The 26,679-nt window shown below is 39.8% G+C and carries 26 protein-coding genes; 15 read left to right on the forward strand and 11 right to left on the reverse strand.

Translation table 11 applies throughout. The annotated features are described in order from the left end of the window. Positions 1-36 precede the first annotated feature (36 nt). Positions 37-2,760 (forward strand): hybrid sensor histidine kinase/response regulator, encoded by a 2,724-nt coding sequence (locus tag IQ276_RS10275; RefSeq protein ID WP_235115572.1) that lies wholly within the window; start codon positions 37-39, stop codon positions 2,758-2,760. Between the two features lie 45 nt (positions 2,761-2,805). Then, positions 2,806-4,296, forward strand: a complete 1,491-nt coding sequence (locus tag IQ276_RS10280; protein ID WP_193921061.1) for a hybrid sensor histidine kinase/response regulator — start codon at positions 2,806-2,808, stop codon at positions 4,294-4,296. A gap of 152 nt (positions 4,297-4,448) precedes the next feature. Here the strand turns inward: IQ276_RS10280 and IQ276_RS10285 are convergent, their stop codons facing one another. The 4 genes from IQ276_RS10285 to IQ276_RS10300 form a co-directional block, all read right to left on the reverse strand. Beyond that, complete coding sequence (locus IQ276_RS10285) at positions 4,449-4,934, reverse strand: DUF29 domain-containing protein (RefSeq protein WP_193921059.1); 486 nt, start codon at positions 4,932-4,934, stop codon at positions 4,449-4,451. Between the two features lie 125 nt (positions 4,935-5,059). Beyond that, the gene (gene guaA, locus IQ276_RS10290; protein ID WP_193921057.1) at positions 5,060-6,682 is read right to left on the reverse strand and encodes a glutamine-hydrolyzing GMP synthase; all 1,623 of its coding nucleotides are present in this window, start codon (positions 6,680-6,682) and stop codon (positions 5,060-5,062) included. A 231-nt stretch (positions 6,683-6,913) separates the two neighbouring features. Then, positions 6,914-8,029, reverse strand: a complete 1,116-nt coding sequence (gene cbiD, locus IQ276_RS10295) for a cobalt-precorrin-5B (C(1))-methyltransferase CbiD (RefSeq protein ID WP_193921055.1) — start codon at positions 8,027-8,029, stop codon at positions 6,914-6,916. Between the two features lie 216 nt (positions 8,030-8,245). Further along, a complete protein-coding gene (locus IQ276_RS10300; protein WP_190882848.1) occupies positions 8,246-8,692 on the reverse strand; it encodes a hypothetical protein in 447 nt (148 codons plus the stop codon). A gap of 153 nt (positions 8,693-8,845) precedes the next feature. Here IQ276_RS10300 and IQ276_RS10305 point away from each other — a divergent pair, with 153 nt between their 5' ends. Next, positions 8,846-9,064: a DUF433 domain-containing protein gene (locus IQ276_RS10305; RefSeq protein WP_190882849.1), complete on the forward strand. Its 219-nt coding sequence runs from the start codon at positions 8,846-8,848 to the stop codon at positions 9,062-9,064. 1 nt (position 9,065) lies between these two features. Continuing rightward, positions 9,066-9,374, forward strand: a complete 309-nt coding sequence (locus IQ276_RS10310) for a DUF5615 family PIN-like protein (protein ID WP_235115573.1) — start codon at positions 9,066-9,068, stop codon at positions 9,372-9,374. Positions 9,375-9,619: 245 nt separating this feature from the next. Here IQ276_RS10310 and IQ276_RS10315 read toward each other — a convergent pair whose 3' ends face one another. The 3 genes from IQ276_RS10315 to IQ276_RS10325 all read right to left on the reverse strand — a co-directional run bounded on the left by IQ276_RS10315 (position 9,620) and on the right by IQ276_RS10325 (position 11,646). Beyond that, on the reverse strand, positions 9,620-9,916 hold the full coding sequence (locus IQ276_RS10315; RefSeq protein ID WP_190882851.1) for a DUF7734 family protein: 297 nt from the start codon (positions 9,914-9,916) through the stop codon (positions 9,620-9,622). Positions 9,917-9,962: 46 nt separating this feature from the next. After that, on the reverse strand, positions 9,963-10,559 hold the full coding sequence (locus IQ276_RS10320; RefSeq protein ID WP_193923907.1) for a DUF3177 family protein: 597 nt from the start codon (positions 10,557-10,559) through the stop codon (positions 9,963-9,965). Between the two features lie 841 nt (positions 10,560-11,400). Continuing rightward, the gene (locus IQ276_RS10325; RefSeq protein WP_190882853.1) at positions 11,401-11,646 is read right to left on the reverse strand and encodes a Calvin cycle protein CP12; all 246 of its coding nucleotides are present in this window, start codon (positions 11,644-11,646) and stop codon (positions 11,401-11,403) included. Positions 11,647-12,020: 374 nt separating this feature from the next. On the opposite strand from IQ276_RS10325, the gene IQ276_RS10330 reads away from it, so the two are divergent. Next, positions 12,021-13,256, forward strand: coding sequence for an FIST signal transduction protein (locus tag IQ276_RS10330; RefSeq protein WP_190882854.1), 1,236 nt, complete (start codon positions 12,021-12,023; stop codon positions 13,254-13,256). Between the two features lie 104 nt (positions 13,257-13,360). On the opposite strand, the gene IQ276_RS10335 is transcribed toward IQ276_RS10330, so the two are convergent. Then, the gene (locus IQ276_RS10335) at positions 13,361-14,482 is read right to left on the reverse strand and encodes a metallophosphoesterase family protein (RefSeq protein ID WP_193920625.1); all 1,122 of its coding nucleotides are present in this window, start codon (positions 14,480-14,482) and stop codon (positions 13,361-13,363) included. Between the two features lie 260 nt (positions 14,483-14,742). Between IQ276_RS10335 and trmB the strand changes: the two genes are divergently transcribed. The 10 genes from trmB (at position 14,743) to IQ276_RS10385 (ending at position 21,110) form a co-directional block, all read left to right on the forward strand. Continuing rightward, positions 14,743-15,390: a tRNA (guanosine(46)-N7)-methyltransferase TrmB gene (gene trmB, locus IQ276_RS10340; RefSeq protein WP_190882856.1), complete on the forward strand. Its 648-nt coding sequence runs from the start codon at positions 14,743-14,745 to the stop codon at positions 15,388-15,390. A 443-nt stretch (positions 15,391-15,833) separates the two neighbouring features. Next, positions 15,834-16,070: a hypothetical protein gene (locus IQ276_RS10345; protein WP_190882857.1), complete on the forward strand. Its 237-nt coding sequence runs from the start codon at positions 15,834-15,836 to the stop codon at positions 16,068-16,070. A gap of 127 nt (positions 16,071-16,197) precedes the next feature. Continuing rightward, positions 16,198-16,635 (forward strand): nitrogen fixation protein, encoded by a 438-nt coding sequence (locus tag IQ276_RS10350; protein ID WP_190882858.1) that lies wholly within the window; start codon positions 16,198-16,200, stop codon positions 16,633-16,635. Between the two features lie 38 nt (positions 16,636-16,673). After that, on the forward strand, positions 16,674-16,898 hold the full coding sequence (locus IQ276_RS10355) for a hypothetical protein (protein WP_190586730.1): 225 nt from the start codon (positions 16,674-16,676) through the stop codon (positions 16,896-16,898). 176 nt (positions 16,899-17,074) lie between these two features. Then, a complete protein-coding gene (locus tag IQ276_RS10360) occupies positions 17,075-18,235 on the forward strand; it encodes an aminoglycoside phosphotransferase family protein (RefSeq protein WP_193920627.1) in 1,161 nt (386 codons plus the stop codon). A gap of 25 nt (positions 18,236-18,260) precedes the next feature. Continuing rightward, positions 18,261-19,367, forward strand: coding sequence for a T3SS effector HopA1 family protein (locus IQ276_RS10365; RefSeq protein ID WP_193920630.1), 1,107 nt, complete (start codon positions 18,261-18,263; stop codon positions 19,365-19,367). Between the two features lie 734 nt (positions 19,368-20,101). Continuing rightward, entirely contained in the window at positions 20,102-20,260 is a 159-nt protein-coding gene (locus IQ276_RS10370) for a hypothetical protein (protein ID WP_171974261.1), read from the forward strand. A 124-nt stretch (positions 20,261-20,384) separates the two neighbouring features. Then, positions 20,385-20,543 carry a hypothetical protein gene (locus IQ276_RS10375; protein ID WP_171974261.1) on the forward strand — a complete coding sequence of 53 codons (159 nt, stop codon included), beginning with the start codon at positions 20,385-20,387 and terminating at the stop codon, positions 20,541-20,543. A gap of 124 nt (positions 20,544-20,667) precedes the next feature. Beyond that, positions 20,668-20,826, forward strand: a complete 159-nt coding sequence (locus tag IQ276_RS10380; RefSeq protein ID WP_171974261.1) for a hypothetical protein — start codon at positions 20,668-20,670, stop codon at positions 20,824-20,826. A 125-nt stretch (positions 20,827-20,951) separates the two neighbouring features. Then, on the forward strand, positions 20,952-21,110 hold the full coding sequence (locus tag IQ276_RS10385; protein WP_171974261.1) for a hypothetical protein: 159 nt from the start codon (positions 20,952-20,954) through the stop codon (positions 21,108-21,110). Between the two features lie 365 nt (positions 21,111-21,475). On the opposite strand, the gene IQ276_RS10390 is transcribed toward IQ276_RS10385, so the two are convergent. From IQ276_RS10390 to IQ276_RS10400, 3 genes are all read right to left on the reverse strand, one after another. Then, on the reverse strand, positions 21,476-22,213 hold the full coding sequence (locus IQ276_RS10390; RefSeq protein ID WP_190877999.1) for a peptidylprolyl isomerase: 738 nt from the start codon (positions 22,211-22,213) through the stop codon (positions 21,476-21,478). 106 nt (positions 22,214-22,319) lie between these two features. Further along, a complete protein-coding gene (locus IQ276_RS10395; RefSeq protein WP_190878001.1) occupies positions 22,320-23,846 on the reverse strand; it encodes a beta-barrel domain-containing protein in 1,527 nt (508 codons plus the stop codon). A gap of 74 nt (positions 23,847-23,920) precedes the next feature. After that, complete coding sequence (locus IQ276_RS10400) at positions 23,921-26,650, reverse strand: peptidase domain-containing ABC transporter (protein WP_193922017.1); 2,730 nt, start codon at positions 26,648-26,650, stop codon at positions 23,921-23,923. Positions 26,651-26,679: the final 29 nt, after the last annotated feature.

The raw sequence follows: 26,679 nt of genomic DNA on the forward strand, positions 1-26,679 counted from the left end.
TGAGCAACATCATGCAGTTGCAGCAGGGTATTACTTATGAAAATTAGAAAAAAACTCATACATAATTCTATTGGTTCGAGGCTATTTTTTTATGTTTTAAGCGGTGCTTTAGTAGGATTAAGTGCTATGTCATACTTCTTCTATAAAGCGATGGAAAGTCAGGCAGAGAATGAGATCAGAGGTAATCTAAGTAAGCAAGTTAAGTTGATTGAAGGAGATCTTTCTAGAGTAGAGCAATCTGTAAACGATATATCTGCTTCAGTTAAAACTATACAGCGTCAGGGAATCATCAAACCAGAAACCTATAAGCAATTAGCTTTTGATCTCTTCCAGGAACGTTCACCCCTGACTATGGGTCTTGGTTTTGGTCAGACTGATTTTCAGTTAGCAAAAGACCGTCAATGGTATTGGCCATACTTTCATGTTGACCAAAAAGCACCAAATGAAATAGGTCAGCTTTTACCAGCACCCCATCAAGATATTCGCTACGTGGATGTTCAACAGGATAATTACTCCAAACAATACTATTACACATCAGTTGTAGCATCCAGAAAAGATATTTGGTTAGAGCCATATCAATGGTATGGACTGACTTTGACAACCTACACAGGTCCTATCTTCGACGATCGTAATCAACTTATTGGTGTTACAGGAATAGATATTAGTGTGACGGCTCTAGGTAAGCAACTCAAAGAATCTGTAACTAGAGGAGAAGGTTACTTTGTAATCGTAAGTGAGAAAGGCAATTTGTTAGCATATCCACCCGACGCAAAGAAAGCTAAATCACTAGCAACCTATAAAGACATACCAGAGTTAAGGGATGTATGGCAGCAGATTGAAACCGATGATGACGGTTTTATCCAGACACAGGGTAAATACTGGGTATTTCAAAGAGTCAAAAGTACCAACTGGTTGATGCTAGCAGTAGTACCCCAGTCGGTTGTGTTAGTCCCAGTATTATCCATTGCAGTTGGCGGTGCCTTAGGTGCCGGTTTGGTACTAGCGTTAGTCGTCACTTTGTTTATCCGTCAACTCAATAACCGCTTGCAACCTATTCTTGAAGAGTGCCAGAAGCTGGCAGAAGCTGATGCCCAAAGGGCAATTCGTTTGGGTCAAGATTCTGGAGTGGTTGTTAATAGCAAGCAAAACTATCAATCTGAGTTACAGGATGCTGATGAAATCGAAATTTTGGCACAGTCCTTTAACCAAATGGCATCGCAATTAAAAGAGTCTTTTGAGGACTTGGAACTGCGAGTAGCGAAACGCACAGCCGAACTGCAAGCGGCCAAAGAAGCAGCTGATAGTGCTAGTAAAGCCAAAAGCGAATTCCTCGCCAATATGAGCCATGAATTACGCACACCTCTCAATGGTATTTTAGGTTATGCCCAAATCCTTCAAGGTTCAAAAAATCTCACTGCAAAACAGCAAAAAGGTATCAGTGTGATTAGTCAGTGTGGTTCCCATTTACTGACTTTGATTAATGATATTCTTGATATTTCCAAAATTGAAGCTCAGAAGATAGAACTGTATCCGACCAATTTTCACTTCCCTTCCTTTCTTCAAGGAATTGCGGAAATTTTTCGGATGAAAGCTGAACAAAAAAATATTCAATTTATCTACGTAGCTGATGAACATTTGCCTATAGGTATCCAGGCTGATGAAAAAAGGTTGCGGCAGGTTTTAATTAACTTACTAGGTAATGCTATCAAATTTACCGATCAAGGTTTCGTGAAATTTATAGTTCAACAAGAAAAATTGAAAAGCAACAATAATGGAGAACCATCAATCTATCGAATTCGTTTCCAAGTTGAAGATACTGGTGTAGGTATGTCCGATGAAGAATTAGAAAAAATATTTTTACCATTTGAGCAGGTCGGCGATATTAAAAAGCAATCACAAGGAACAGGATTAGGATTAACTATTAGTGAAAAAATTGTTGGCATCATGGGTGCTAGTTTAGAAGTGCAAAGTCAATTAGATCAAGGTAGTATTTTTGCGTTTGATGTAGAGGTAATTGAAGCAAGAGAGTGGGCAGAAAAATCTAAAGTTTTTTCCCAAGGAACTCTCGTTGGTTTCCAGGGTGAAAAACGAAAAATATTAATCGTAGATGACCGTTGGGAAAATCGCTCAGTGGTTGTTAATTTGCTCGAACCTCTAGGATTTGATGTTATAGAATGTGGTGATGGTCAAGAAGGTTTACTAAAAGCAGCCGAGTGTAGACCTGATTTAATTATTACCGACATTTCAATGCCTGTGATGGATGGTTTTGAATTGATAGACCGTCTACGAAACGATGCTGATTTAAAATATGTAAAAGTAATTGTTTCATCAGCCAGTGTATATCAAACTGATATTCAAAACAGTTTAGATGCAGGTGGTGATGACTTTCTTAGCAAACCTGTACAAGCAATTGATTTGCTAGAAAAGCTGCAAAAATCTCTAAACTTACAATGGATTTATGCTCAAAACTCTGAAAGTCAAAATGCAGATGTCTGTGATTTAGAAATTGATGCACAAAACCCAAATTTTTTATCTGATAAAAAACAAATAATACCTCCGCCATCAGAGGCTCTGTCTAAGTTATATAAACTTGCTTTACAAGGGCGGATTAAAGCTTTACAACAAGAATTAAAACAACTGACACAAGAAGATAATGAATTAAATGCATTCGCTCAAGAAATTTATCAATTATCTCAAGAATTTCAAATTGAGAAAATTCAATATTTTATTCAAGAATTTATTCAAAAAACTGAATTTTAAAATATCAGATTTTAAATCACATTTAATAATTTGGCAAGGTTCATAATGCATCTATCTGACACCAATGTAATTTTAATTGTTGATGATATTCCCACCAACTTAGAAGTACTTTCAGAAGCCCTAACAGATGCGGGATTTGATGTTGCAGTGGCAACTAGTGGTCAAAGTGCCCTCAGACAAGTTGAATACGATTTACCAGCATTAATATTGTTAGATGTAATGATGCCGGGAATTGACGGATTTGAAACCTGTCGGCGATTAAAAGCTAATGCCAATACCAAAGATATACCAATTATTTTTATGACTGCTCTTAGTGACTCTGTAGATAAAGTCAAAGGGTTGTCGCTAGGTGCTGTAGACTATATCACCAAGCCGTTTCAACAAGCAGAAGTATTAGCTCGTGTCCAAGTTCATGTACAACTGCGAAATGTAACCACAGCATTAGAGGAGCAAAATCTGCGTCTGAAAAAAGAAATTGACGAACGTATTGCCGCAGAAGCCGCTTTGCAGCAGCTGACTCAGGATTTAGAACAGCGGGTAGCAGAAAGAACTAAAGAACTTTCACAAGCTCTGCACACTTTACAAAAAGCTCAAGTGCAGCTTGTACAATCAGAAAAATTAGCTACTCTAGGCCAATTAGTTGCTGGTGTTGCTCATGAAATTAATAATCCAGTCAATTTTATCTATGCCAATATTCATCACGCTAATTACTATATCCATAACTTAATAGAACTAATACAGCTTTATCGAATTCAGTCTCCTCATTCCACTGCTGATATTCAGAAAAAAATTAAAGAAATTGACTTAGAATTCTTGATTGAAGATTTACCAAAACTTCTTTCGTCAATGGAAATCGGCGCTGAAAGAATTAGTGAAATCGTCAAGTCTTTTCGGACTTTTTCCCGCCATGATGAATCAGAACTGAAAACAGTAAATATTCATGAAGGTATTGACAGTACTTTGAGAATTCTCGAACATCGCCTGAATCCAAAATTGGCGCATCAGACTATTCACGTCACGAAACAATATGGTAATTTACCGAAAGTTGAATGCTATGCAGGAAAAATGAACCAAGTGTTTATGAACATCCTCAGTAATGCAATTGATGCTTTGGAGGAAGTAATAGGCACTTATGATTCTTTTATTCCCCCTACTATTTGGATTCACACGCATATTTTCAAAGAAGAATATGCTGTAATTAGGATTATTGATAATGGTCCAGGAATATCACAAGAGGTTCAAAAACGGTTATTCGATCCTTTCTTCACAACTAAACCTGCTGGTAAGGGTACAGGTTTAGGGTTATCGATTAGTTATCAAATTGTTACTGAACAACACGGTGGTTCATTGAGCTGTATTTCTAATCCAGGTAAAGGGACAGAGTTTGTAATTCAAATTCCACTCCGGCAGTCAGTATTATCTGATTATCAATGGCAGGTATCTCCAGACTTACTTGAATCGATAACACACAGTGAACTAGTTCCTGTTTCAGGAAGCATACACCAGAATTCAGGATTCAGAATTGGTGAATTTTGAAGTAAAACAAGTTTTATAGCTGGCTTTGAAATTTAGCTTATGAAAAAGGGAGTAGGGAGTGGGGAGTAGGGGAAGTTTGGTTGTGGGATTTTTCGCGTGATTAGCTTTCTGGAAATCTGCTGTATGGAAAACTCGACAGTAGGTGCATAGTATTATTCCATTATTTCATCGGTTGCAGATGCACCTGGATAAAAGCGATCGCTAATAATATTCTCCAATGAATATAAACATTGCCCCGGAAAAGTTGACAGGGGCAGATTCGTCTCACCTGATGCTAAATCCTTCGCATTCTCATAGGCTTCCTGGAGTAATTCTGCCAGATAAGGCTTTAAACTAGGATTTTCACTCAGTAACTTCAGAATCTCCCGCCGTTGGACGCGAATTGTAGCCAACCAACTCCGACTACGTTGTTCTGGTTGATATTCCCACTTCAGTAAATGTCCAATCAAGACGCTGAGGCGATTTCTCAATTCTTGACGTTCTTTTCTACCCAAGGACGCAATTTCCTCAATTAAATTGGACAAATCCAATTGACTCCATTGGTGATGACGCAACAAGTTAGCCTGTTGTTGAGTCCAGGCGTAGAAATCAGTTTCATAGAGGTTTTGGTTCGCGCTTTTTGCTGTTGGCGTCTGCATTGTGGGATCAAAACCTGGCGATGTTTTCCCAATTCTAGTACTATGTCAACCCAAAGATGACGGGTGGAGGTGGGGAGTGGGGAGTGGGGAAAGAAAAACTTATCTTCCCCTCACCAAAAACTAAATTATTCCCACTCAATGGTTCCAGGCGGCTTGGAGGTGATGTCATAAACCACCCGATTCACCCCTTTGACTTCGTTCACAATTCGAGTGGAAATCACTTCCAGTACATCGTAAGGCACTCTTGCCCAATCAGCAGTCATCCCATCTTCACTGGTGACAATTCGCAAAACAATGGGGTAAGCGTAGGTACGTTGATCTCCCATGACGCCAACGCTACGAATTGGCAGCAACACTGCAAATGCTTGCCAAAAATCGTGGTACAAGCCGCGTTGGTTAATTTCTTGCCGCACGATTAAATCGGCATCGCGCAAAATATTTAACCGTTCGGCGGTGACTTCACCCAGAATGCGAATTGCTAAACCAGGGCCAGGGAAAGGTTGGCGTTGAACAATTTCTTCTGGTAAACCGATGGAACGCCCAACTTTGCGGACTTCATCTTTAAATAGTTTCCGCAGTGGTTCCACCAATTTAAATCGTAAGTCTTTGGGTAAACCACCGACATTGTGATGGCTCTTAATTTTCACTGCTACCCGTTCACCAGTTTGGGGATCGACGTTGGTATCAGCCGATTCGATGACATCTGGATAAAGAGTACCTTGAGCCAGATAGTCAAAGTGACCGAGACGTTTGGATGTTTCTTCAAATACCCGAATGAATTCGTGTCCGATGCGGCGACGTTTTTCTTCAGGATCTGTAATACCAGAAATGGCAGTTAAAAAGCGATCGCGAGCATTCACATATTCTACAGGAATATGAAACTGCTCTTGGAACAGCTTCACCAATCGCTCTGGCTCGTACTTCCGCATAAAGCCTTGGTCGATAAACACACAAGTCAGTTGTTCACCAATGGCTTTATATAACAAGAAGGCCAAAGTCGAAGAATCCACACCCCCAGACAATGCCAACAGCACCCGCTTTTCGCCGACTCTGGCGCGAATTTCCCGAATTGATTCTTCCACAAAGGCCGCTGTTGTCCAAGTGGGTTCACAATCGCAGATATGGTAGACAAAATTCCGAATTAATGCTATGCCGCCAACTGAATGTACTACCTCTGGATGGAACTGCACGCCGTAAAGTTTCCTTTCGTGGTCGGCAATGGCAGCACAGGGGGTATTTTCTGTATGCGCCAGCAATTCAAACCCTGGTGGCATTTGGGTAACTGAGTCTTGGTGACTCATCCACATGGTGGTCCCATCTTCAACATTGGTGAGCAAATCTGTGGGATCATCTATATATAATGATGCTTTCCCGTATTCGCCCCGGTCGGCTTTTGCCACTTCCCCACCGAGTTGATTCACCATTAGCTGCATCCCATAGCAAACACCCAAGATGGGTATTCCCAAATTCCAGATTTCTGGGTCACAATGGGGAGCGTTATCCCCATAAACCGAATTCGGTCCACCAGAGAGGATGATTCCCTTAGGATTGAGTTGGCGCAAATGTGCAGAAGTAGTGCGATAGGACAAAACTTCAGAGTATACTTGAGTCTCGCGGATGCGACGGGCAATCAGCTCGGAATATTGGGAGCCGAAGTCCAGAATCACAATCAATTGACGATTCAGCCGTCCAAAATTTTCTAATGTTTGGGGAGCCTGTTCTGTTGGTAGAGTCACCGCTGTATTCATGACGGGGAGAGTTATGTCTGTGAAGGATAAATTGATGCCCTGTAACCTATAGCTCGATGCTATTATTCAGCCTGGGCAGGCTGATAATGGTATAAATAACCTTGACAAACGCGCATTTATATGCGTTAGCCTATGCCCTGAGTCGGAGATGGTATTAGAAGGATAAACTTATCCGAAAGTGATTACTTAAAAGGTTATTTATGTGAATTGTTTACGATTATTCATAATAAGTTAACATAATTTTCCCATCAACAAACGGGCTGTTTTACTCTTCACGATAATTTTGCGATCGCGATCAAAGAGCATCGAGCCACAGACTGTAACTTCTGTGCCGCTTTCGCTATGACTTTGGATGTATTCTTGGGAACGAGCATCGATGGTTTCGGCGATCGCACTGTAAACTTGGTTTACCCAATCACTGCCTGTGGAAGCATCCAGGGATCTGAGGTGTGCGAGTGCGGCTTCAGCGGTAGGACTGTGAAACACAGTTTGAATATCTGGTGATTTTAAACCAGCGATCGCACAGTGGGCTGCTAAAATTTCCCTGCGTCCATCTGCTAAGTGATGATGGGTGTGAAAAATCCCTCCTGCTAATTTCATCAGCTTCCCGTGATAGCCAAATAATAAGATTTCTTTCACACCCAGCACATCAGCTTCTACTAGCATTGGCCCAAGCCAGTTAGCAGTTTTCACCAATTGTTCGGGATTAATCCCTAGTTTTCGCGCTAAATCTAGGCCATTCTCGCCGATACAAAATACCAAACTCTCAAAACGACTGGCTTTATTTTGTAATTCAGCCCGAAAAGCTGCAAGTTGATCTGGTGTACTCAAAGGTTGGGAAATGCCGGTTGTGCCTAAAAGCGAAAGTCCTTCAACCACACCAAAAGCAGAATTGGAAGTTCTAACAGCAAGCGATCGCCCTTCTGGTAGAATAATCGTCACTGTGATTTTTTCCCCAGGTGCCAACATTCGTTGCAAATTCTCTTGCAACAGCCTTCGAGCATAGGCATAAATAGCCGGCTTGTCATCAGCATTCATCTGTCTGCCAATGCCTTCCCCACCTTGAATAATTACAGCCTCTTCACCCTCTTCTCGCCATTCCACCATTGCCCAAATTGGTGTATTTCTAGTTAGGTCGAGATTATCACCAGGATCGCTGCGAGCGATCGCTAAAGCTGTATTTTCAGATAGTCCAGCTACCTGTTCAATGGGGATTTCTGCTATTTGGCTTGGTTCAATTAGATCTACAGATGCTAGAGTTAGGGGTTGGCGATCGTGTAACCAGTGTAAAGCTGCAACAGCAGCAGCGCAGGCAAAGACGGGGAGTGTGTATCCAGAACGGGACATTTTGTAAATTCAAAAATCAAAATAATTCTTCAAAATTGTTCGCGTAGCGTCTCCTAGAGAAGACAATTTCAGACGGCAATTTAGATCCAACTGTAGTTTGCTTCTCTCAGGGTAACGTTCCCGCTCATCGGACGCAGATGATTTGTGCCCCTCAGCGATTGCTTCGCGGCGTTCTGGTGCAACGGGATTATTAGGCTGCGGTTATTCAACAAGGGGTTAACTGAGGGAATTCTCAATAGGACGTTTAGTTGCTTCTTCAGCACGCATCTTTCTAAATCTGTCTCGAATCTTTTGTAAATCTTCTTCGGTTTTAACTGCGTCTAAATCTTCAATTAACTCCTCAGCTTGCACAATATATCCTGGGTAAAACGCTATCTTCTCTTGAACGTTATAAAGCTTTTGAACGCTAAGCAGTGCTGTAGATATTAGACCTAACCATGCCGCAGCACTCACGCCCAAAGGGTTTGCCCAAGGATTTTGTGAGTCTTTGAATACAGGGCTAGTGCCACTAATAGCAATCAAAATAGTCAATAAAATGGAAGCGCCTATGATTGTGTTATTTGTGTACTGATTACGCTTAAAACGAGCTTCGTATGAATCTCTGTATCGTTCTATTCTTTTCTTCAAATCTCCAGGCTTAAGACTATCCATCTCAGGCGACATTTTTCTCCTCACTTTTACCGTTTATCGTTGCAAGTCCAAAACTAGCAGGTTTTAAAACATCTTCTTAGATCGCGCTGGGAGAGCAGTTTGGGAACTCTGACTCAGATAATATAGCTAAACTATAAATATGAGAACAGGAATGATGAAAGAGCTATGCTTAAGAACTCCTCAATCATTAGTGCATCACCCGAAATTATGGGCGGGACTCCGGTTTTTACTGGTACGCGGGTTCCTGTGCAGACGCTTCTCGACTATTTAATGGCGGGAGAGTCAATTGATGATTTTTTAGACGGCTTCCCAACTGTAACTAGAAAGCAAGTCCTTGGATTCCTGGAAGAAGCTGGAAGACAGGTCATAGCTATGGTGGCATAATATGAGGCTGCTTCTAGATGAGTGTATTGATCGCAAATTTGCGAGAGAATTTTCTGGCTACGAGGTGAAAACAGTTCCACAGATGGGATGGGCGGGAGTCAAGAATGGTCAACTTCTTGCCCTCGCTGAGGCAGAGTTTGATGTTTTCATCACAGTCGATCGCAACTTATCGTTTCAACAGAATCTACCACAGTTCAATATTGCGGTAATTGTTTTGCAGGCATCATCCAACCGATTAGCAGATCTAAAGCCTCTGGCATCGGCAGGGCTGTTTCATTCCATTTCAAACAGGATTTGTCAAGATGGTTAGCGAGAAAATTATAAGTCAGGGTGACGATGAGATGAACATTTAAACACTGAAATATCAGTAAAATAGTTCATTTTCTGGGCACGCTGGTAACAAAATAACTAATTTTTAATTGCTATAACCCTTGATTTTTAAAGCTCTTTGGGGAATGAAACAGCCCTGCTGGCATCGGGGGTTTTAGCTATTCTAAGTATAGTAACTAAAGGGCAAGCTACGATAGTCAGTGAGTAAATACAAATTGTAATTAGTTAGACTCCCACCTCTGATAATAGAACTTGCATAGCTTCCCAAGAAACTCCTTGTTGAATATAACGAGGTGCTTCAGGATTGTAGGGACTAGCTACTCGGTCAATATTGAGAATAATTGCCCCATCTGGTAGAACGGGCACATCGGGATCAAATGCTGTTGGGTGCATTAAAGAACTGGAAAAACCTTTAAAAACAGCAATTGTATCTTGCTCACCAGCAATTTCTACCGTTACCAGTAAGACTTCTTGGCGACGTTTAGCGGTATATTCTTCCAGTTGCTTGCCAATGGAATTCATTTTTTGAATTTGAAATTTTCAATTTTGAATTGAAGCACAACGACGATTATTGAGGTGTAGCTGTGCGTCCTTGCTTGCCTAGCTTAATCAGGACAAAGTAACTTAAATAAAGCACATAAATTACTAAACTAGTTATGCCGAGAAAACCTAAGAACTCAGCTTTGCTATTAGCATGGAAATATTCTTTGAACATTAACGGAGCCTCGAACCAGACGCGACAATAGGGCGTCTTGAGCGCACTGGCTGAAAAAGCACAACTTAAAAAAAGTGTAGAAGCTACTACGCCTAAAAGACAATAAACAGTTGTAGCCCAGCGCCAAGAAGTAAAAATAAACTTTAAAGATCCACTGGTTTGATACTCAATTTCATCGTTGATATCCACCCAAAACCATAGCGAAATGGGGATCAAAATCCGAGCCATGAATCCGGAAAGAAAGCTAACTGGATACTGGGCAATCATGAGATAAACGGTGATTGCCAGGAGGCTTGATACTCGCCAGTATATAGCTAATAAGCGTTGTATGCCTTCTGCTTTTTGCACAAATGCCCAAATCAGCAGAATCAACGGAATAATTACCAAAAATAATACTGCCAGTCGGTAATCAATCCAGACAAAAGGGCGGAACCAAACATTATAATCCATAGTTTTTCTCAAATGATAATTGAACAAAAAGGCAGAATTCAGAATCAATAAGTTAGGAGTATCACCAAATTTTAAATTTGGTGTGGTGTTTCACCGGTTATTCATTCGCCAGTCTAGAGAATACCCAACTAAATTATGACCAAATAATTACTAATTCGTAATTCGTAATGGGCTTCGCCCCGCTGCGCTAACGTAATTCGTAATTAGTTGGAGTCATAGCCCCCACTAAATATGCAGATTTAGTGGTCTACAATCAGTGGTGGGTTCAAGCCCCCACTGATTGTAACTACGAATTACGAATTATCAATTACGAATTATGTTGACGCCTTAGTGGAGCGTTTCCGGCTTTGTTCCTGACTCCTGAATTCTCTTTGTACTATAAAATACGTTTGTAGGGGCGTACATCTGTGCGCCCCTACAAAGAACTAATTTGTTACAAATATTTTTGTAACATGTATTCCGAAATAAAACTTTGCCGATTACTTAATTGACTTTCCTGAATTTCTGCATTTGCCAAAAAACAAGCAACTCAAAGATTCTAAATTTTGATTTTGTACTTACTTATATGTAGTAGTATCAGGGAGAGTTAGAAAACTTACCCAGAGACCATACATTTGGTAGTTTTGGACAAAACTCCGAGTTTATTAGGGTGTAAAGGTTTACTTCCCAAATAAAAATGCTTAGCTCTAGATATTTCACCGATTCTCCACACCTTGACAAAGATGGTGAAAAGGCGAGAGTTCGATTCTAGACGGGAGTGATATCAAAGTGCAAGATATCAGCTAAGTAGATCCTGGTTGCCTGCTGAGCAAAGAAACAGAAAATTCAGTTGCCTCAATTTCTAGTCGTCGTAAACTCGGCATTCAATCGCGTCTGGATTATCATCACAATACTGTTCAAAAGAGTTTTTTGGCTTGCTTTGGCGCTGGTGAGAAGCTTCGGCTTGCAATTCTTCTACTGCATCCCAAGCAGCAGCACACTCTGGTGAGTTGCTACCGTTGATATCACAGACAGTACGTGCTTGTTCGACTTCTTCTTGGATTTTTTCTTGGATGTCGGCCTTTGCTGTTTCTTGAATGTTGGTCATTGTTTTAGTCTCGTTGTGTGTTGTTAGTACTAGTATAGAAAAACTTCAAAAATGGTAGTTTTTGGTTTGATTACTAACCATTTTAACCACTTGGCTGATAATTAAGTTAGTGTTGGAGTCTATTGATTTCTAACCAATACAGCAAACTGCCACATGTATAATGCATCCACCTTTATTTTTTAAGATTTTATGGAATCAGTACTATAGATAGACAATCATACAATATATTTAGATGCATGTATTAGGGAATGACAACCCCAGCTTCCTGGGATGGTGAATACAAACAACTGGGGTCAACTCTTGTAGGATGCAATTCTTTTCAAAATGAAAAATCAAAAACTACTAGCCTAAAAAGCAGAAGAAGCCCAAAACTCATGGCAGACCAAATGCAATGGGCAAACGCCCTATCAACCCATCATTCATTGGAAGCAGCAGTTACAGATGTGGTACAACGAGCTGTCTCGTCGTTAACAGCACCTGCGGATTTAGGGCTGGTCTTCATTTCGTCTGCTTTTACGAGTGAGTATTCTCGACTATTACCTTTGTTGGCTGAAAAACTTTCTGTGCGTGTGCTAATTGGCTGTAGTGGTGGAGGTGTAATTGGCACAACAGTTAGCGGAGAAACCCAAGAACTGGAAGCTGAACCAGCTATCAGTCTGACTTTAGCGCATCTTCCAGGGGTGGAGATTCAGGTATTTCATGTTGTTGCTGAAGAATTACCTGACTTGGACAGTTCACCTGATGCTTGGCTTGATTTGGTTGGTGTACCACCCTTCCCCACACCCCAGTTCATTTTGCTGTCTAGTTCCTTTGCCTCTGGAATCAACGATTTGTTGCAGGGGCTGGATTTTGCTTATCCAGGATCGGTAATAGTGGGGGGACAGGCTAGTGGTGGGGGTATGGGTGGTCGTGTTGCCCTATTTTGTAAGGATGACTACGGCGATTTGGGTCAAAGCTTGTATCGTGAGGGGACTATTGGCATAGCTTTGACTGGCAATATTGTTTTGGAAACCATTGTCGCCCAAGGATGCCGACCCATTGGCAAACCGTTGCAAGTCACAAAAGCCGATCGCAATATTATTCTAGAGTTAGATGAGCAAGTACCTTTAGTAGTATTGCGAGATTTGATTGCCAGTCTCAGCGAAGAGGAACGGACTTTAGCACAACACTCTTTGTTCGTAGGTGTGGCAATGGATGAATTTAAGCTAGCTTTACAACAGGGAGACTTTTTAATTCGCGGTATTCTTGGTGTAGATCCTACAGCAGGAGCGATCGCAATTGGCGATCGCGTTCGTCCCGGTCAAAGGCTGCAATTCCACCTCCGCGATGCTGAAGCCTCCGCCGAAGATTTAGAATTACTCCTCCAAAGCTATCAAGACCAACGAAACTCCGAACCCTCTGCCGTAGCTGCTTTGATGTTTGCCTGTCTGGGAAGAGGTGAAGGACTGTATGGTAAACCAAATTTTGATTCCGAACTATTTAGGCGCTACCTCAGTGACATTCCTGTAGGCGGCTTTTTCTGTGGCGGTGAAATCGGCCCTGTTGGTGGCAGAACCTTCTTACACGCCTATACTTCAGCATTTGGAATTTGTCGGCAAAATCAGTTGTGAGTGGGGAGTGGGGAGTGGGGAGTGGGGAGTGGGGACGCGGGGACGCGGGGAAAACCAATTCCCAATCCCCAATCTAAAATCTAAAATCTAAAATCCAAAATTGCCTAACCCAGCAACAGTGTACTGTTATTATCAATCAAGGTCAGAGTTCCACCAGTGGTGATACCTGAGTTTGGCTGTGATGCACTATATGTTTGAATGTAGTGCCGCACTTCTAGCGGAAAATGAGGGTAGTCTAACATGGCATCGCCATCGGCAATAGTTGCCCAGAAGTCACGCAGACCAGGAGCTAATTCTTTTGCCTGTGATAATGGTAAGTTTAAGGGAGAGTTAGTTAGTAGTTTGATTAAAAATGGGAAAGAGCGATCGCCCATCCACTGCCGTGATGACTGCTGCAAGTCTGGAAACTCCGGCACTGACTCTACCCTATGGGATAAAATTTGCAACCATTCCCCACCTTGGTTATCTCGATGAAACTCCAGCACCCGATAAGGGTGAGGATAACTAACTAAAGAACCAGTGGTAATATCATATACTCCGTCTGAGTAGGCAACATCCTGAACGTGCAAATGCCCGGTAAACACTAGTTTTACTCCGTAGCGCTTGAGCAATTGCAACAATTCTGCTGAATTTGCCAACATATAGCGATTTGCCAGGGGGTGACGCGATTGATTGGGCAAATGCTCAACCACATTATGATGCACCATCACCAAAATTAATTCATCAGCAGACGCCGCCAGCACTTCTTCTAACCAGCGTAGCTGTTTGCTATCCAAACATCCGACCTGCTCACCTTGGTCATTAAAGAAGTTAGAATTCAGTCCAATGAGTTTCACTCCAGGTAGCAACTGACGAATGTAGTAAATCTGTTGTGGATCTTCATAGCCACACTTAGTGTAATAGTAGGGAAAATCAGCAAAAGCGATTGATTGCTGGTCAGCCAACACTACAGGAACGTCATGATTGCCAGGAACAACATAGACGGGAAAAGGTAGCTGGGCTAAGCGCTGTTGCAACCAAGCGTGATTTTCTGGTTCGCCGTGCTGGGTTAAATCTCCTGGTAACAACAGGAAATCTAAATCGAGTTGTGTTAAATGTTCTAGTACACTTTCAAAAGCCGAGATACTGACTTCCACGAGATGAAACCGACTAGGATGATTCCAGATTGTGTGGGGAAGTGCTAGGTGTAAGTCACTGACTACCGCAAAGCGAAAATTGAGAGTCATCGATTTAGGAAAATGTTAAAAGTAGGAGCTAAAACAAGTCTTTTCCAAAAAGTATAACCCTTACTTTATATTCCTGCTCAGGAGTGCGATCGCTTAACATTTGTATACATTCAGCATCAATTACACGCTATAGTAACAATTGACTTCAAGACTTATGAGATGCATTAAATCTGCAAAAATCAAAAAAATTTGATTACTAAAAATTACGAATTACGAATTACGAATTACGAATTACGAATTACAAATAAGGAGAATAAACTTTGGCCGCAGTCCGAGTCCGCCAACATGTTAATCCACTTGCCCAAAAGTATCAAACACCAGTAAGTCCTCTTGACTGGGAGAAAGTTTATGCAAAGCCAAATCAATCACTACATCTAGATATTGGCTGCGCTAAGGGACAGTTTTTGTTGAATATGGCCAAGATAGAACCAAACTGGAATTTTCTCGGCTTGGAAATTCGGGAACCGCTCGTGGTGGAGGCGAATAAGTTGCGTTCTAAGTTAGGTTTCACAAACCTGCACTACTTATTTTGTAATGTGAATAATTCCTTGGAATCGCTGTTATCTTCCCTGCCTCCAGGAAGTTTACAACGGGTGACAATTCAATTTCCCGATCCTTGGTTTAAAACCCGCCATGCTAAACGTCGTGTAGTCCAACCAGAACTGGTGGCAGAATTAGCTAATTATCTTGCGGTTGGGGGAGTTGTATTTCTGCAATCAGATATGGAATTTGTCGCCGTGGAAATGCGCGATCGCTTTGCAGCTCATCCAGCTTATGAGAAAATTGGTACAGGAGAATGGCTGCCTGAAAATCCCCTACCAGTCCCCACAGAACGGGAAATATATACTCAAAACAAGGGTGAACCTGTTTATCGAGCTTTGTTTGAAAAGATCAGAAATTCAGATTAGTACACTGTGGTACAAGCTAGTTTAGCAGAGCTAGCTGTGCCAACCTACAAATTGCTATACCTCATGTAATTGGGAACTGCTATAGTACTTATAGACTTAAGTCTTACTTGCGATCTTGTAGTTAGACATTGCCCAGAGATTGGGAAAACTTTTGGGACTTAAATGTTTTATTAAGGGTCAAAAAATTAATAAAATATCTTCTAATAACTGCCGTAAAAGTTTTTGAATAGATTAATTTATAGATATCTAAGCTATAGAATGAAATACTTTTGATTAAAAGCTGTCGATTTATTATTTGGTGACATAAAAGTTTTATTTCTGTCTAGTCGAAAATTTATAAAACATAGTTAAATCATTTGGCTGATGCCTAGAATATAGACAGATTGGTGAATTACATTAATTTGTAATTAAGCCTATATCTTATATTTCTGAGGAAAAGCACAATGGAAAGCAAAAATTCAAATATTCGATTGGAAATTAACAATCTAATTGATGACGCTGTTAATAATGCAGTAGCACGACGGAACTTAGGTGAGGATTCAGAAGATGTTTTGCTAAGTCTGTCTGATGAAGAAACGACAAACGTTGCAGGTGGTCTTGCAAGTGCTTCTCTTGTGAGATTCCCGATTATTTGTGGATTGATTGCACTACCACAGATCGAGAAAACATCGTTTTATTAAATTAGCAATCAATATTAAACTCTTGCACATTTAATTTGCTTATTTAGGTTGATGAAGAAGAGTTTGACGAGAAACTAGCTGTAAATCTCCATCAGCTTAAAAATAAAATTCACTATAGGTTTAATTTATGGAAGACATCGCTACAGAAAAGACTACACTTTGTCCTAGTGCCAGACCAGAATGGCAGGACAGCGTTGTTTTCGGCGTCATCAGTGGCACAGTCACAGAACCCCGCGTAGCTTATCTCAAGCAGCCACAACCCGTCACAGATGAACTGATAGCAAAAGCTAGTCCAGTGACACCCACTGAGATTTTTCGGACGGCGGCACCCTGTGCAACCAAGAGTTGCCAACATTTTGATGGCAAAGATTGTCGTCTGGCAATGCGAGTTGTAGAAAACTTGCCAAAGGTAGTAGAGGAACTGCCACCTTGTTCCATACGCCGAGACTGCCAATGGTGGCAGCAGGAAGGCAAGGCAGCTTGTATGCGTTGTCCACAAGTGATTACAGATAATTACAACGCCTCTGAATTACTAGTGAAAGTAGCCACACCAACTGTTAGTTAAACAAAACCAGAAAGTTTATTTAAGTTAAGGAGAAAATCATGTCAATGAACATTCATCAGAAACATCTCACAAATCAAATTGAAATTAGCAACTTGATTGAAGAAGCAGTTGTGAATGCATCTGCCAGACGAAACCAAGTTTTAGATACACAAGAGGTACTGTCAGAATTATCTGAAGACGAACAGAAAAACATTACGGGTGGTGGAGTAGCAAGAGATGTGATAGATACAATAATTCGCATTGGTGGCTATCTACTGGGTTAGTGCTGCTGCACGTAATTCGTAAGTTCTATACCGCAGACATTTGATTAATTTGTAATGGATATTTTAGTGATATCGTGCAGTACTAGTTTTCAGAATCCTTGCGGAAACAGCTTGTGGTAGTAACTCAACTACCACAGCTTTCTCTAGATCAAAATTGGGTGATACATTTAAAGCTTATGACATTTATTTTAAACTCTCATAACGTTGTTGATTATTTAGTTGAACAAGACCTATGTCAGCAGTCTGATAAACTACTGATTACAGTGGAACCAATTGCAGCGAAAAATTTTAATTTATTAATAAATTTACCAGGCGATCGCAAACTTCTAATCAAGCAAGAACGACATAATCAACAAGGCCAAGCAACTGGTGAATTTTTCGGCGAGTGGCGAATTCAAGAATTATTCCAACGATTTGCGAATTTAGCACACCATCGCCCATTTTTGCCAGAAGTATTGCATTTTGATGCGGAAAATTCCATTATTATTTTCACATACCTAGATGACTATCGAGATTTAATAGATTTCTACACCAAAGAAAATAGCTTTTCTCCAGAAATTGCTACGGCGATCGGCAAGTTTATAGCGACTATTCATCGTGATACTTTCAACAATCAAGAGTATAATAATTTCTTTTCTGCAAACGCAAATAATCTCATAGTTAATCAGATATCGTATTTGATTGAGAAATTAGAAAGGATAGAGCCAGAGGTTTTTGGTTTAGTGCCTAATGATGGTTTAAAATTCTTTGCACTGTATCAAAGATATGATAGTTTAGGAAAGGCGATCGCCGAATTGGGTAATGCTGTAATTCCTTGTTGTCTAACCCACAATGATCTCAAACTAAATAATATTCTCCTGCAAAAAGATTGGCAAAATTCAAGCAATAATATTATACGCCTAATTGATTGGGAACGCTCTAATTGGGGAGATCCAGCTTTTGATTTAGGCATACTTATCAGCAGCTATGTACAAATCTGGTTAAATAGCTTAGTTATTAGTAATTCTTTAAGTATTGAAGAATCTTTGCGTTTAGCAATAACGCCTTTAGAAAAACTTCAGCCTTCAATTGGTAGATTAACCCAAACTTACTTAAACACTTTTCCCGAAATTATAGAACACCGTCCAGATTTTTTGCTGCGGGTAGTGCAATTTGTAGGTTTTGCCTTAATTCAACACATTCAAGCTGTAATTCAGTATCAAAAGTCTTTTGGAAACACAGAGATTGCCATGCTTCAGGTTGCGAAAACATTATTATGTCGTCCTGAAGAATCAATACCAACAATTTTTGGTAGTGCAGCTGTTGAATTAACTCGCCTTCATGCTTCTGTTGCTTAATATATTTTGTCACCACTCAACTATGATGTCATTATTAAATTCTACTCAATCACAGCCCTTAACTGGACGATTCCCGGAAGTTTTAGAAGATATTGTTCACAACATTGAGATTCGATCTGATTTCTCAATTCGTCATCCAGATTACAAACCCTTGGAATTACCATCAGAAGCGGTTAGTCGTTTCCAGAAAATTCCCAAGCAGATGCAGCAGAAATATTTAACTCTGCAACTACGGAGTTTTCTATATGGTATTTATTACAACGGTTCAATGCGAAGTGCCCTAGCACTCGATGGAGAGGAAAAGAGTTTACCCCTTGATTTGGAGAATAATACCGTCTTAGGGGTAGATGTAGGATTTTATCAGCGATTACATGAAAGTAATTATGGAGAGGGATATTTTGACCCTAATTGGTCTGTTGTCAGAAAAGAACCTGATGACACTTTAGTAGTAAATAAGAGTGGTTTAAGACTATATGTTCAGCCAGATAAGCATCTTCAAACTATCGATAAACCAGCCGTAGTTGGTGATAATATCTCTATTAAAATGCCCAAAAATCGGGTACAAAATGGGTTTTATATGGCGGTTAGTAATGTAGGTTTCAATCATATTGAGGACACAAATAATCACTTTGAAACAGTGCGAATCTATTTCAATATAACTCCTGAAGGTGCTGTTGCAGTCATGAGTCATCTGACACAACAGTTGAATAGGTTAGCGATTCCTTTCAGTTTTAAGGTCTTGTACAATCCTAAGGAATACCAACGCTATGATTCCGGAGTGCTTTACTTTCATAAGAGAGACTATGAACTAGTTAAGCAAGTTTTAAAAACTCTTTATCAAGAATATCAATCAATTTTTAAAGCAGAAATTCCTCTATTCACCAAACATCTAGCACCTGGATTAGGGTTAGCAGAAGAACCAGACCAAAAGTATGGTAATCAGGAAAGTTTTGGCATGAATCGCTGTCAAATTGTGGCAAATGGTTTGCTGACAGCTTGGAATCAAAGTGATGACTCACCACAGGAACGAAAACGAGCTATCCTTGATAAGTTTTCTCTTTTAGACATCAGCTTAGATCGTATATACTTGAATTCTAAGTCTCAAGATATTTACGAAGTTTTTGATATATAGGACTCATATTTTATTGTTTAAAAAATTCGTGAGACTATACAATTTATATTTGATTTTTGTCCTCAGTTCAAGATAATTCTTGGACTGATTTTTTATATGTAAATCCCATTAGATTGATTGCGTGAAAAAAGTAACTACACTCTAAAGCAAGAGCTAATTAATTTTTCGCTCTTGGCTATTAGAAGTAGGATAAAAACAGACTTACAGCAGAATTTAGGAGTAGAGCCTCTAGTCAAAATTGGTCAATTCACGAGCAGAACAGGCTTTATACCTAGTTACCATACTTAGTTTGTGTACTTCAGTCACTTGAAATTAGCTACAAAAAACAGGGAGTTTAGTGAACTGGAATTAGTACTAGAAATGAAAAGAGACATAAATGTTTTATTTCTGTATTAAAAAACTATGTATATTTTAACAAGTTTTTATTTATATTAAATCCTACCCAGATTTTCGCATATATTTTTCAAATATTTTGCTGTCAAATTAGACGCTAATAACAACCAGCTTTTAATCAAAATATTTACAAAATACGTGAGTTAAATCTAAGTTAATATTACGCTGCTAATTTCCTTAATGTGCTTTTGAAAATAACATCTAAATGCATTATTTATGGCACACATTAGACTAGCTAAATCCTTGAAAATATCAAAAAAATCACCGATGATATAAATGTGAAGAGGAAATACAAATCCTCCCAATAAATCAAACAAATTTACATTAGGAATAAACCTACTATGTCTAACATTGCAATCTCTAACCTACGTCCTGCTGGTGCTGACTTGTTTCAAGATTCCGAAAACTTTTTACATGAATTGACAGAACAAGAAATTGCGGATGTTTTAGGTGGTGCTAGAGTCATCATTTTATTTACAGCACTTTGCTTCGAGTGGTAAGTATCTAAGTTCTAAATTTTAGAATTTAGATGAAAATCCTAGCCTAAGGTAACAAACTTGGGCTGAACAACAAATAACAATCCTCCAATCAACTCAAATCAATTTACTTAGGAGTAAACCTACTATGTCTAACATTGCAATCTCTAACCTACGTCCTGCTGGTGCTGACTTGTTTCAAGATTCCGAAAACTTTTTACATGAATTGACAGAACAAGAAATTGCGGATGTTTTAGGTGGTGCTAGAGTCATCATTTTATTTACAGCACTTTGCTTCGAGTGGTAAGTATCTAAGTTCTAAATTTTAGAATTTAGATGAAAATCCTAGCCTAAGGTAACAAACTTGGGCTGAACAACAAATAACAATCCTCCAATCAACTCAAATCAATTTACTTAGGAGTAAACCTACTATGTCTAACATTGCAATCTCTAACCTACGTCCTGCTGGTGCTGACTTGTTTCAAGATTCCGAAAACTTTTTACATGAATTGACAGAACAAGAAATTGCGGATGTTTTAGGTGGTGCTAGAGTCATCATTTTATTTACAGCACTTTGCTTCGAGTGGTAAGTATCTAAGTTCTAAAATCGAGAATTTAGATGAAAATCCCAGCCTAAGGTAATCAAACTTGGGCTGAACAACAAATAGCAATCCTCCAACCAACTCAAATCAATTTACTTAGGAGTAAACCTACTATGTCTAACATTGCAATCTCTAACCTACGTCCTGCTGGTGCTGACTTGTTTCAAGATTCCGAAAACTTTTTACATGAATTGACAGAACAAGAAATTGCGGATGTTTTAGGTGGTGCTAGAGTCATCATTTTATTTACAGCACTTTGCTTCGAGTGGTAGTAAATACTTGTAAAAAGTATCTAACTTTTCAAACTTAGAAGTTAGATGAAAATCCCAGCCCAAGGCAATCAAGCTTGGGCTGTTTTGCGCTATTGATATAGTGGTTGCCAACTAGATGAGGCACAGAAATTTTTAGGGGCGCATAACTATGCGCCCCTATTTGTACCTGACGAAAGCGATAAATGCTATAACTCAATACGCTTGAAGGGTTATTAGTGTAGATAATTGGTCTTTGAAGACGCGATTTATCGCGTCTCTACATGAGGGTTTTGGGGTTATATCAACTGTATTGTCTAAAAAAGTAGGGTGGGAATTTTAATCCCCACCCTACAAGGTCAAAAGATGAACTACTTGGTGTAGTCTATTTAATTCAAAACTTTTGTAATTTCAACTTGAGCAACTTGTGGTTTTAGCCATTGCTCGAACAAATCTATGCCAATTTTATGGCGCAGTACATTATCCAATTGGGGTTGAATAATTTCTTCAACTAAAATCAGATGTATTCCTTTAGAAGTTACTATTGGTTTGAGAAGCTGTGGTGGCTTAGCAGCAAAAACAGCGGCAGAAATCTCTGGCTTTAAGTCTTTGCGGTACACTATCCCCCGATATCCGCTTTTTCGGCGTAATTCTTTATCCTGGATGTATTTGTGAGCAACATCATAAAAACTGATCTCGCCTTCCTGAATGGCATAGAAAAGTTCTATTGCCAAGTCTTCATCATCTAGGACAACTTCATACATTACCACACCAACATAATCGAGTTGATTTTCAAAAAAGTAAGGTTCAATTTTATCTAAAAATAGATGAGTTATTAACTTAGTAGAAAGAAGCCTGTTGTAGACAACTATTTCAAAACCATCTAAAGACAAACCATGTTTTTCTAGCCACGCCCAGGTATCCTCAGCACTTTCTAGTTGATACATTAATCTGAATTTATCTGCTGCTTGCTGAAGTTCTTGACTTTCTACTGTGATGCCTACTGTAGCTGCTGCATTTTCAATAACTTTGCGATTAATAATCTCTTCAATTATCTCAGGAATTTTACAAGATAACTTGATTTGATTAAGAATATCTTCGTTGGTAATAGTGATAGATTCTGACATAATGTTTTTCTTCAAATTAGGTAAACAAATTGAAAGTGCAATAATCGCTTTTTTGTGTCCTGAAAGCTGAGGACAATGGATAATGAGGTTAATTACTCTGAAATATTTACAATTTCACACCTCCCTGCTGCAATTTCTTAAAGGGATCGAGTAGAAAATCAATAATTCGCCGCTGGCGTATAATCACTTCAGCTGTTGCTGTATCCCCAGGACGCAAGGGAATACATTTGTTTGCTGAGGGAATACAATTCTGTTTTAGGGAAATATCTAAGTTATAAGCTGCCACTTTTCCATTAGGTGTATCTATTTCTGTGGTAGTAGGAGAAATTTTAATTAACTCACCTGATACAATTCCATAATCTTGAAATGGATAAGCATCTAATTTAATTTTTACTGGCAGTCCTGTCCGCAAAGAACCACTTTCTGTGGTTGCCATTTGTGCCCGAATGATTAGAGGCGAATTTAGCGATGCAATTTCGGCTACCATTGTCCCCGGTTGCACAACAGAACCAGCTTTTTCAATCGGTAGATGAAATAGTGTTCCACTAGTGGTAGCTCTGATTTCTCGTTGCCCTAACTGAAATCTTAATGATAGAATTTGCCTTTTATTTTGAGCAATTTCTGATTGTAATGAAGTAATGTCAGTCTCCAAGCTTTTCTGTTGTTCGGCGATTTTTAGCACGGCTAGCTGACCAGAACGAGTCAAAGTTTCATAACTTCTTTCTTGTTCTTTTAGCCGTAATCTAGCCTGTTCTATATCCGCATTAGTTTGGCGAATACTCCGTTCGTAACTACTCTTTTGTTCTGCCAAAGTTAATTTAGCTTGTTCAATATCTGACTTACTCTGTTCATATAGTTTTTGTTTTTCTTTAGCTATATCTTCCTTTTCAACAACATTAATTTCTGGAACGACTCCTTCTTGTTTTAACTTGCTATAGCGTTCAACTTCCCGCTGAGTACTTATCAAACTACTCTCGACTATCTTACTACTAGTCCGACTATGTTCAAGAGTTTTCTGTGCTTGATTAACTTGAGCTAATTTTTCTTCTTTTTGTAATTCATAGGCATTCCTCAAAGCATCCAAATTCTGGCGTGCTTGATCGATTTGGGTCTGCTTTTCTAATTGTTGGGATTGATTTTGTTGCTGTTGAGTTGCTAAAGATACAAATATTTGATTTTTAGATGCATTTAACTGAGCAAGTCGATTTAATTGTCCCTCTAATTTATCCTGTGCCTGCTGCAAGTCTGCTTTGACGAGTTCGGATTCTAATACCAATAAAGTCTGTCCAGCCCTTACTGTATCACCTTCTTTGACTCGAATTTGGGCAACAGTTCCCGCCACAGCAGCATCGAGCTTAATTGTTTTTTCTTTAGGCTCAGTTCGCCCTCTTGCTGTACCAGTTTCATCAACTTTAGATAGCATTGCCCAAGGTAAAACTATAGATACAAATATCACTAAAAAATACAGTAATCCTCTTGTCCAAACCTGGGGAAAGCTATCAAGTGATTCCTTGGTAATTTCAGACCAATCATCAGTTGATTTGGCTGATATTTCGGAAGGTAACATTTCCTGCTGAAATATTTCTTCTGGTACTGAGTTAGTCACTCGTCCATTCAATATAGTATCTGGCATAATTATTCGTGATACAGATTTTTAAAGGTGGGTAATTTATGAACCATTAATTATGACTTTTCTAATTTCATAGTTTACGCTGCCACCTGTAATTGCTGTTGATTAAGATAGAAATAATGTCCCCGTTTTGCCATCAATTCTTCATGATTTCCACTCTCAATTAACACACCTCTATCTAGTACCAATATCAAATCGGCATTTCGGATCGTTGAAAGACGATGGGCGATTACTAATGTGGTTCTTCCCCTAAGAATTGTGTTGAAGTTCTGCTGGATAATTCTCTCTGATTCTGTATCTAGATGGGAAGTTGCCTCATCTAAAACCAATAACTCAGGATTACCTAATAAAGCCCTGGCGATCGCTATTCTCTGTCTTTGTCCGCCAGATAACAATCCCCCGCCTTCACCAATTTGGGTTTCATACCCCATTGGTAATTTTTTAATAAATTCATCAGCACCCGCTAATTTTGCTGCCTGCATCACTTCTTCTAAAGCTGCCCCAGGATGCCCTAAGCTAATATTGTCTCGAATTGTGCCGCCGAATAAAAAGGTATCTTGATCGACTACCCCAACTTGTTGGCGTAAGGAACTCAAGGAAATGCTAGTAATATCTTGTCCATCAATCAAAATTTTGCCATCTGTGGGAGGATACAATCCTAAAACTAATTTAGAAATGGTAGTTTTTCCAGAACCACTACGCCCCACCAGTGCCACCATTTGCCCCGGTTTTACTTCAAAGCTGAGATTCTCTAAAATATTCATCTCGCTTTCTGGGTGATAGCGAAAGGTCACTTTTTCAAAGCGAATATTTCCTTGAAGTCTGGGTAAATTTTGCCGTGGCTGGTGATGTAAATCTTCTTCTGGTTCTGCATCTAATACATCATTAATACGTTCTATAGCAATGACGACTTCTTGAAACTGATTCCACAATACAGTTAAGCGTTGAAAGGGCGTAATAATATTACCCAATAGCATATTAAATGCTACTAGTTGTCCAATGGTTAATTGGTCGTGAATAACTTGGTAAGCCCCGAACCACAGCAAAGCAGTAGTCATCAGCGCTTGAATTGTGTTACTGAAGATTTGCAGCCTATTGCTAATAACTTGTCCAGCAAAATTAGTTTTTACTTCTTTATTTAATAACTCTTCCCAATGCCAACGTACTGTTTGTTCTACCGCCGTAGCTTTCACTGTCCGCACACCAGTTAGGGCTTCAATTAAGTAACTACCTTCTTTGGCGGTACCATTAAATATTTCTCTGGAAATTTTTTGTAAAAAAGGTGTGGCAATCAATGCTAGTAAGGCAAAAGGCGGAATTATTAACAATGCCAGCAACGCCATTTTCCAACTGTACCAAAACATTAATCCGACATAGATAAAGACGGTGAGTAAATCTAAGAGGATTGATAATGCTTCACCAGAAAGAAAGCGTTGAATTTTACGGTTTTCTTGGACGCGAGAGATAATATCGCCGACGTAACGGGACTCGAAGAAATTCAAGGGTAGTCGTAGGGTATGGCGAATAAACCCTACAATTAGTGCCAAGTCTATGCGATTGGCTGTGTGATCTAGGAGATATTGGCGCAACCCTGTCATGGCTACCCGGAACAGGTTAAACATTAGCAACCCTATGCCTACGGCTGTTAAGGTGAGTTCCGATCGCTGCACCACTACCCGATCTAAAATTAACTGGGTGAATAAGGGAGTTACAAGTCCAAATATCTGGATAAATACCGAAGCAATAAACACCTCCACCATCACTAAAGCGTGAGGCCTCATCAACTCAAAGAACTGCCAAAAGGGTGTAGAACTGTCTTGAGTCTCTTTCAACATCGCTGTCGGTTGCAGCAGCAATGTGTAACCAGTCCAATTAGCTTTAAATTCAGCGTGGCTGAGGGTGCGTTGACCGATCGCCGGATCGGCTACAATCACCTGTTTAGGGGTAACTTCGTAGACAACGATGTAATGGTTGCCTTCCCAATGCACAATGGCAGGTAAGCTTTGCTTCGCTAATTGCTGAAGTCCAGCTTTTACAGGTCTTGTGGCAAAGCCGAGACTTTCGGCTGCTACTAATAATCCCCGCAAAGATGCACCATTACGGTCTACGTTGGCAATATCTCGTAAGCGATTGACGCTAAAGCGTTTTCCCCAATAGCGAGACACCATCACCAAACAAGCTGCACCGCAGTCAGATGCACTCTGTTGGGCAAAAAACGGATAACGCCGCGTCACTCGCTGCCATAAATGCCCTACTTGCTGAGTGGGATTGGGAAAATAGGCTTTGCTAATCTTCTTCCCGTGGGGTAAATCGGCTGGCTGTGACGAAATGTCTGTTTCATAATCCGTATTTGACTCAACTGCGTCCACAGCAGAGTTAGCAGATTCCTCTTGTTGGGGTGTGAGGGATAGTGCCCTAGCCCACAAATTTTCCCGAATTTGAGGATATTTAGCCATTAATGACGACAACACCCCACTGGGAATAAAGCATAGTTGCAGATTTACCGAAGCCCTAGCAGTGTAGGGCGGAAATTTTGCATCTGGGAACAAGGTACATTCCCCAAATGAGTCTCCGGTTTCTAAAGTAGCGATTAATTCATCGGCACTATCGAGCAATCTTACCTTGCCAGCGATCGCAATATATATACCTGCTTCGGCTTCTGTTGCTTGCCAAAATTTACCGACTTTGGGGTTACTTTCTTTAAATTCTCGAAGATATCGTTGATATTCCTCTGTTGGAATAGAATACCCCAGGATATTGTTAAGCTGTTGTAGAGAAACCAACTGATTCGCTAGATGGTGTACCATGAATCTCTAAATCTTTTGCTAATTTTGTG

Source organism: Desmonostoc muscorum LEGE 12446, assembly GCF_015207005.2.
Classification (GTDB): Bacteria; Cyanobacteriota; Cyanobacteriia; order Cyanobacteriales; family Nostocaceae; genus Nostoc; species Nostoc muscorum.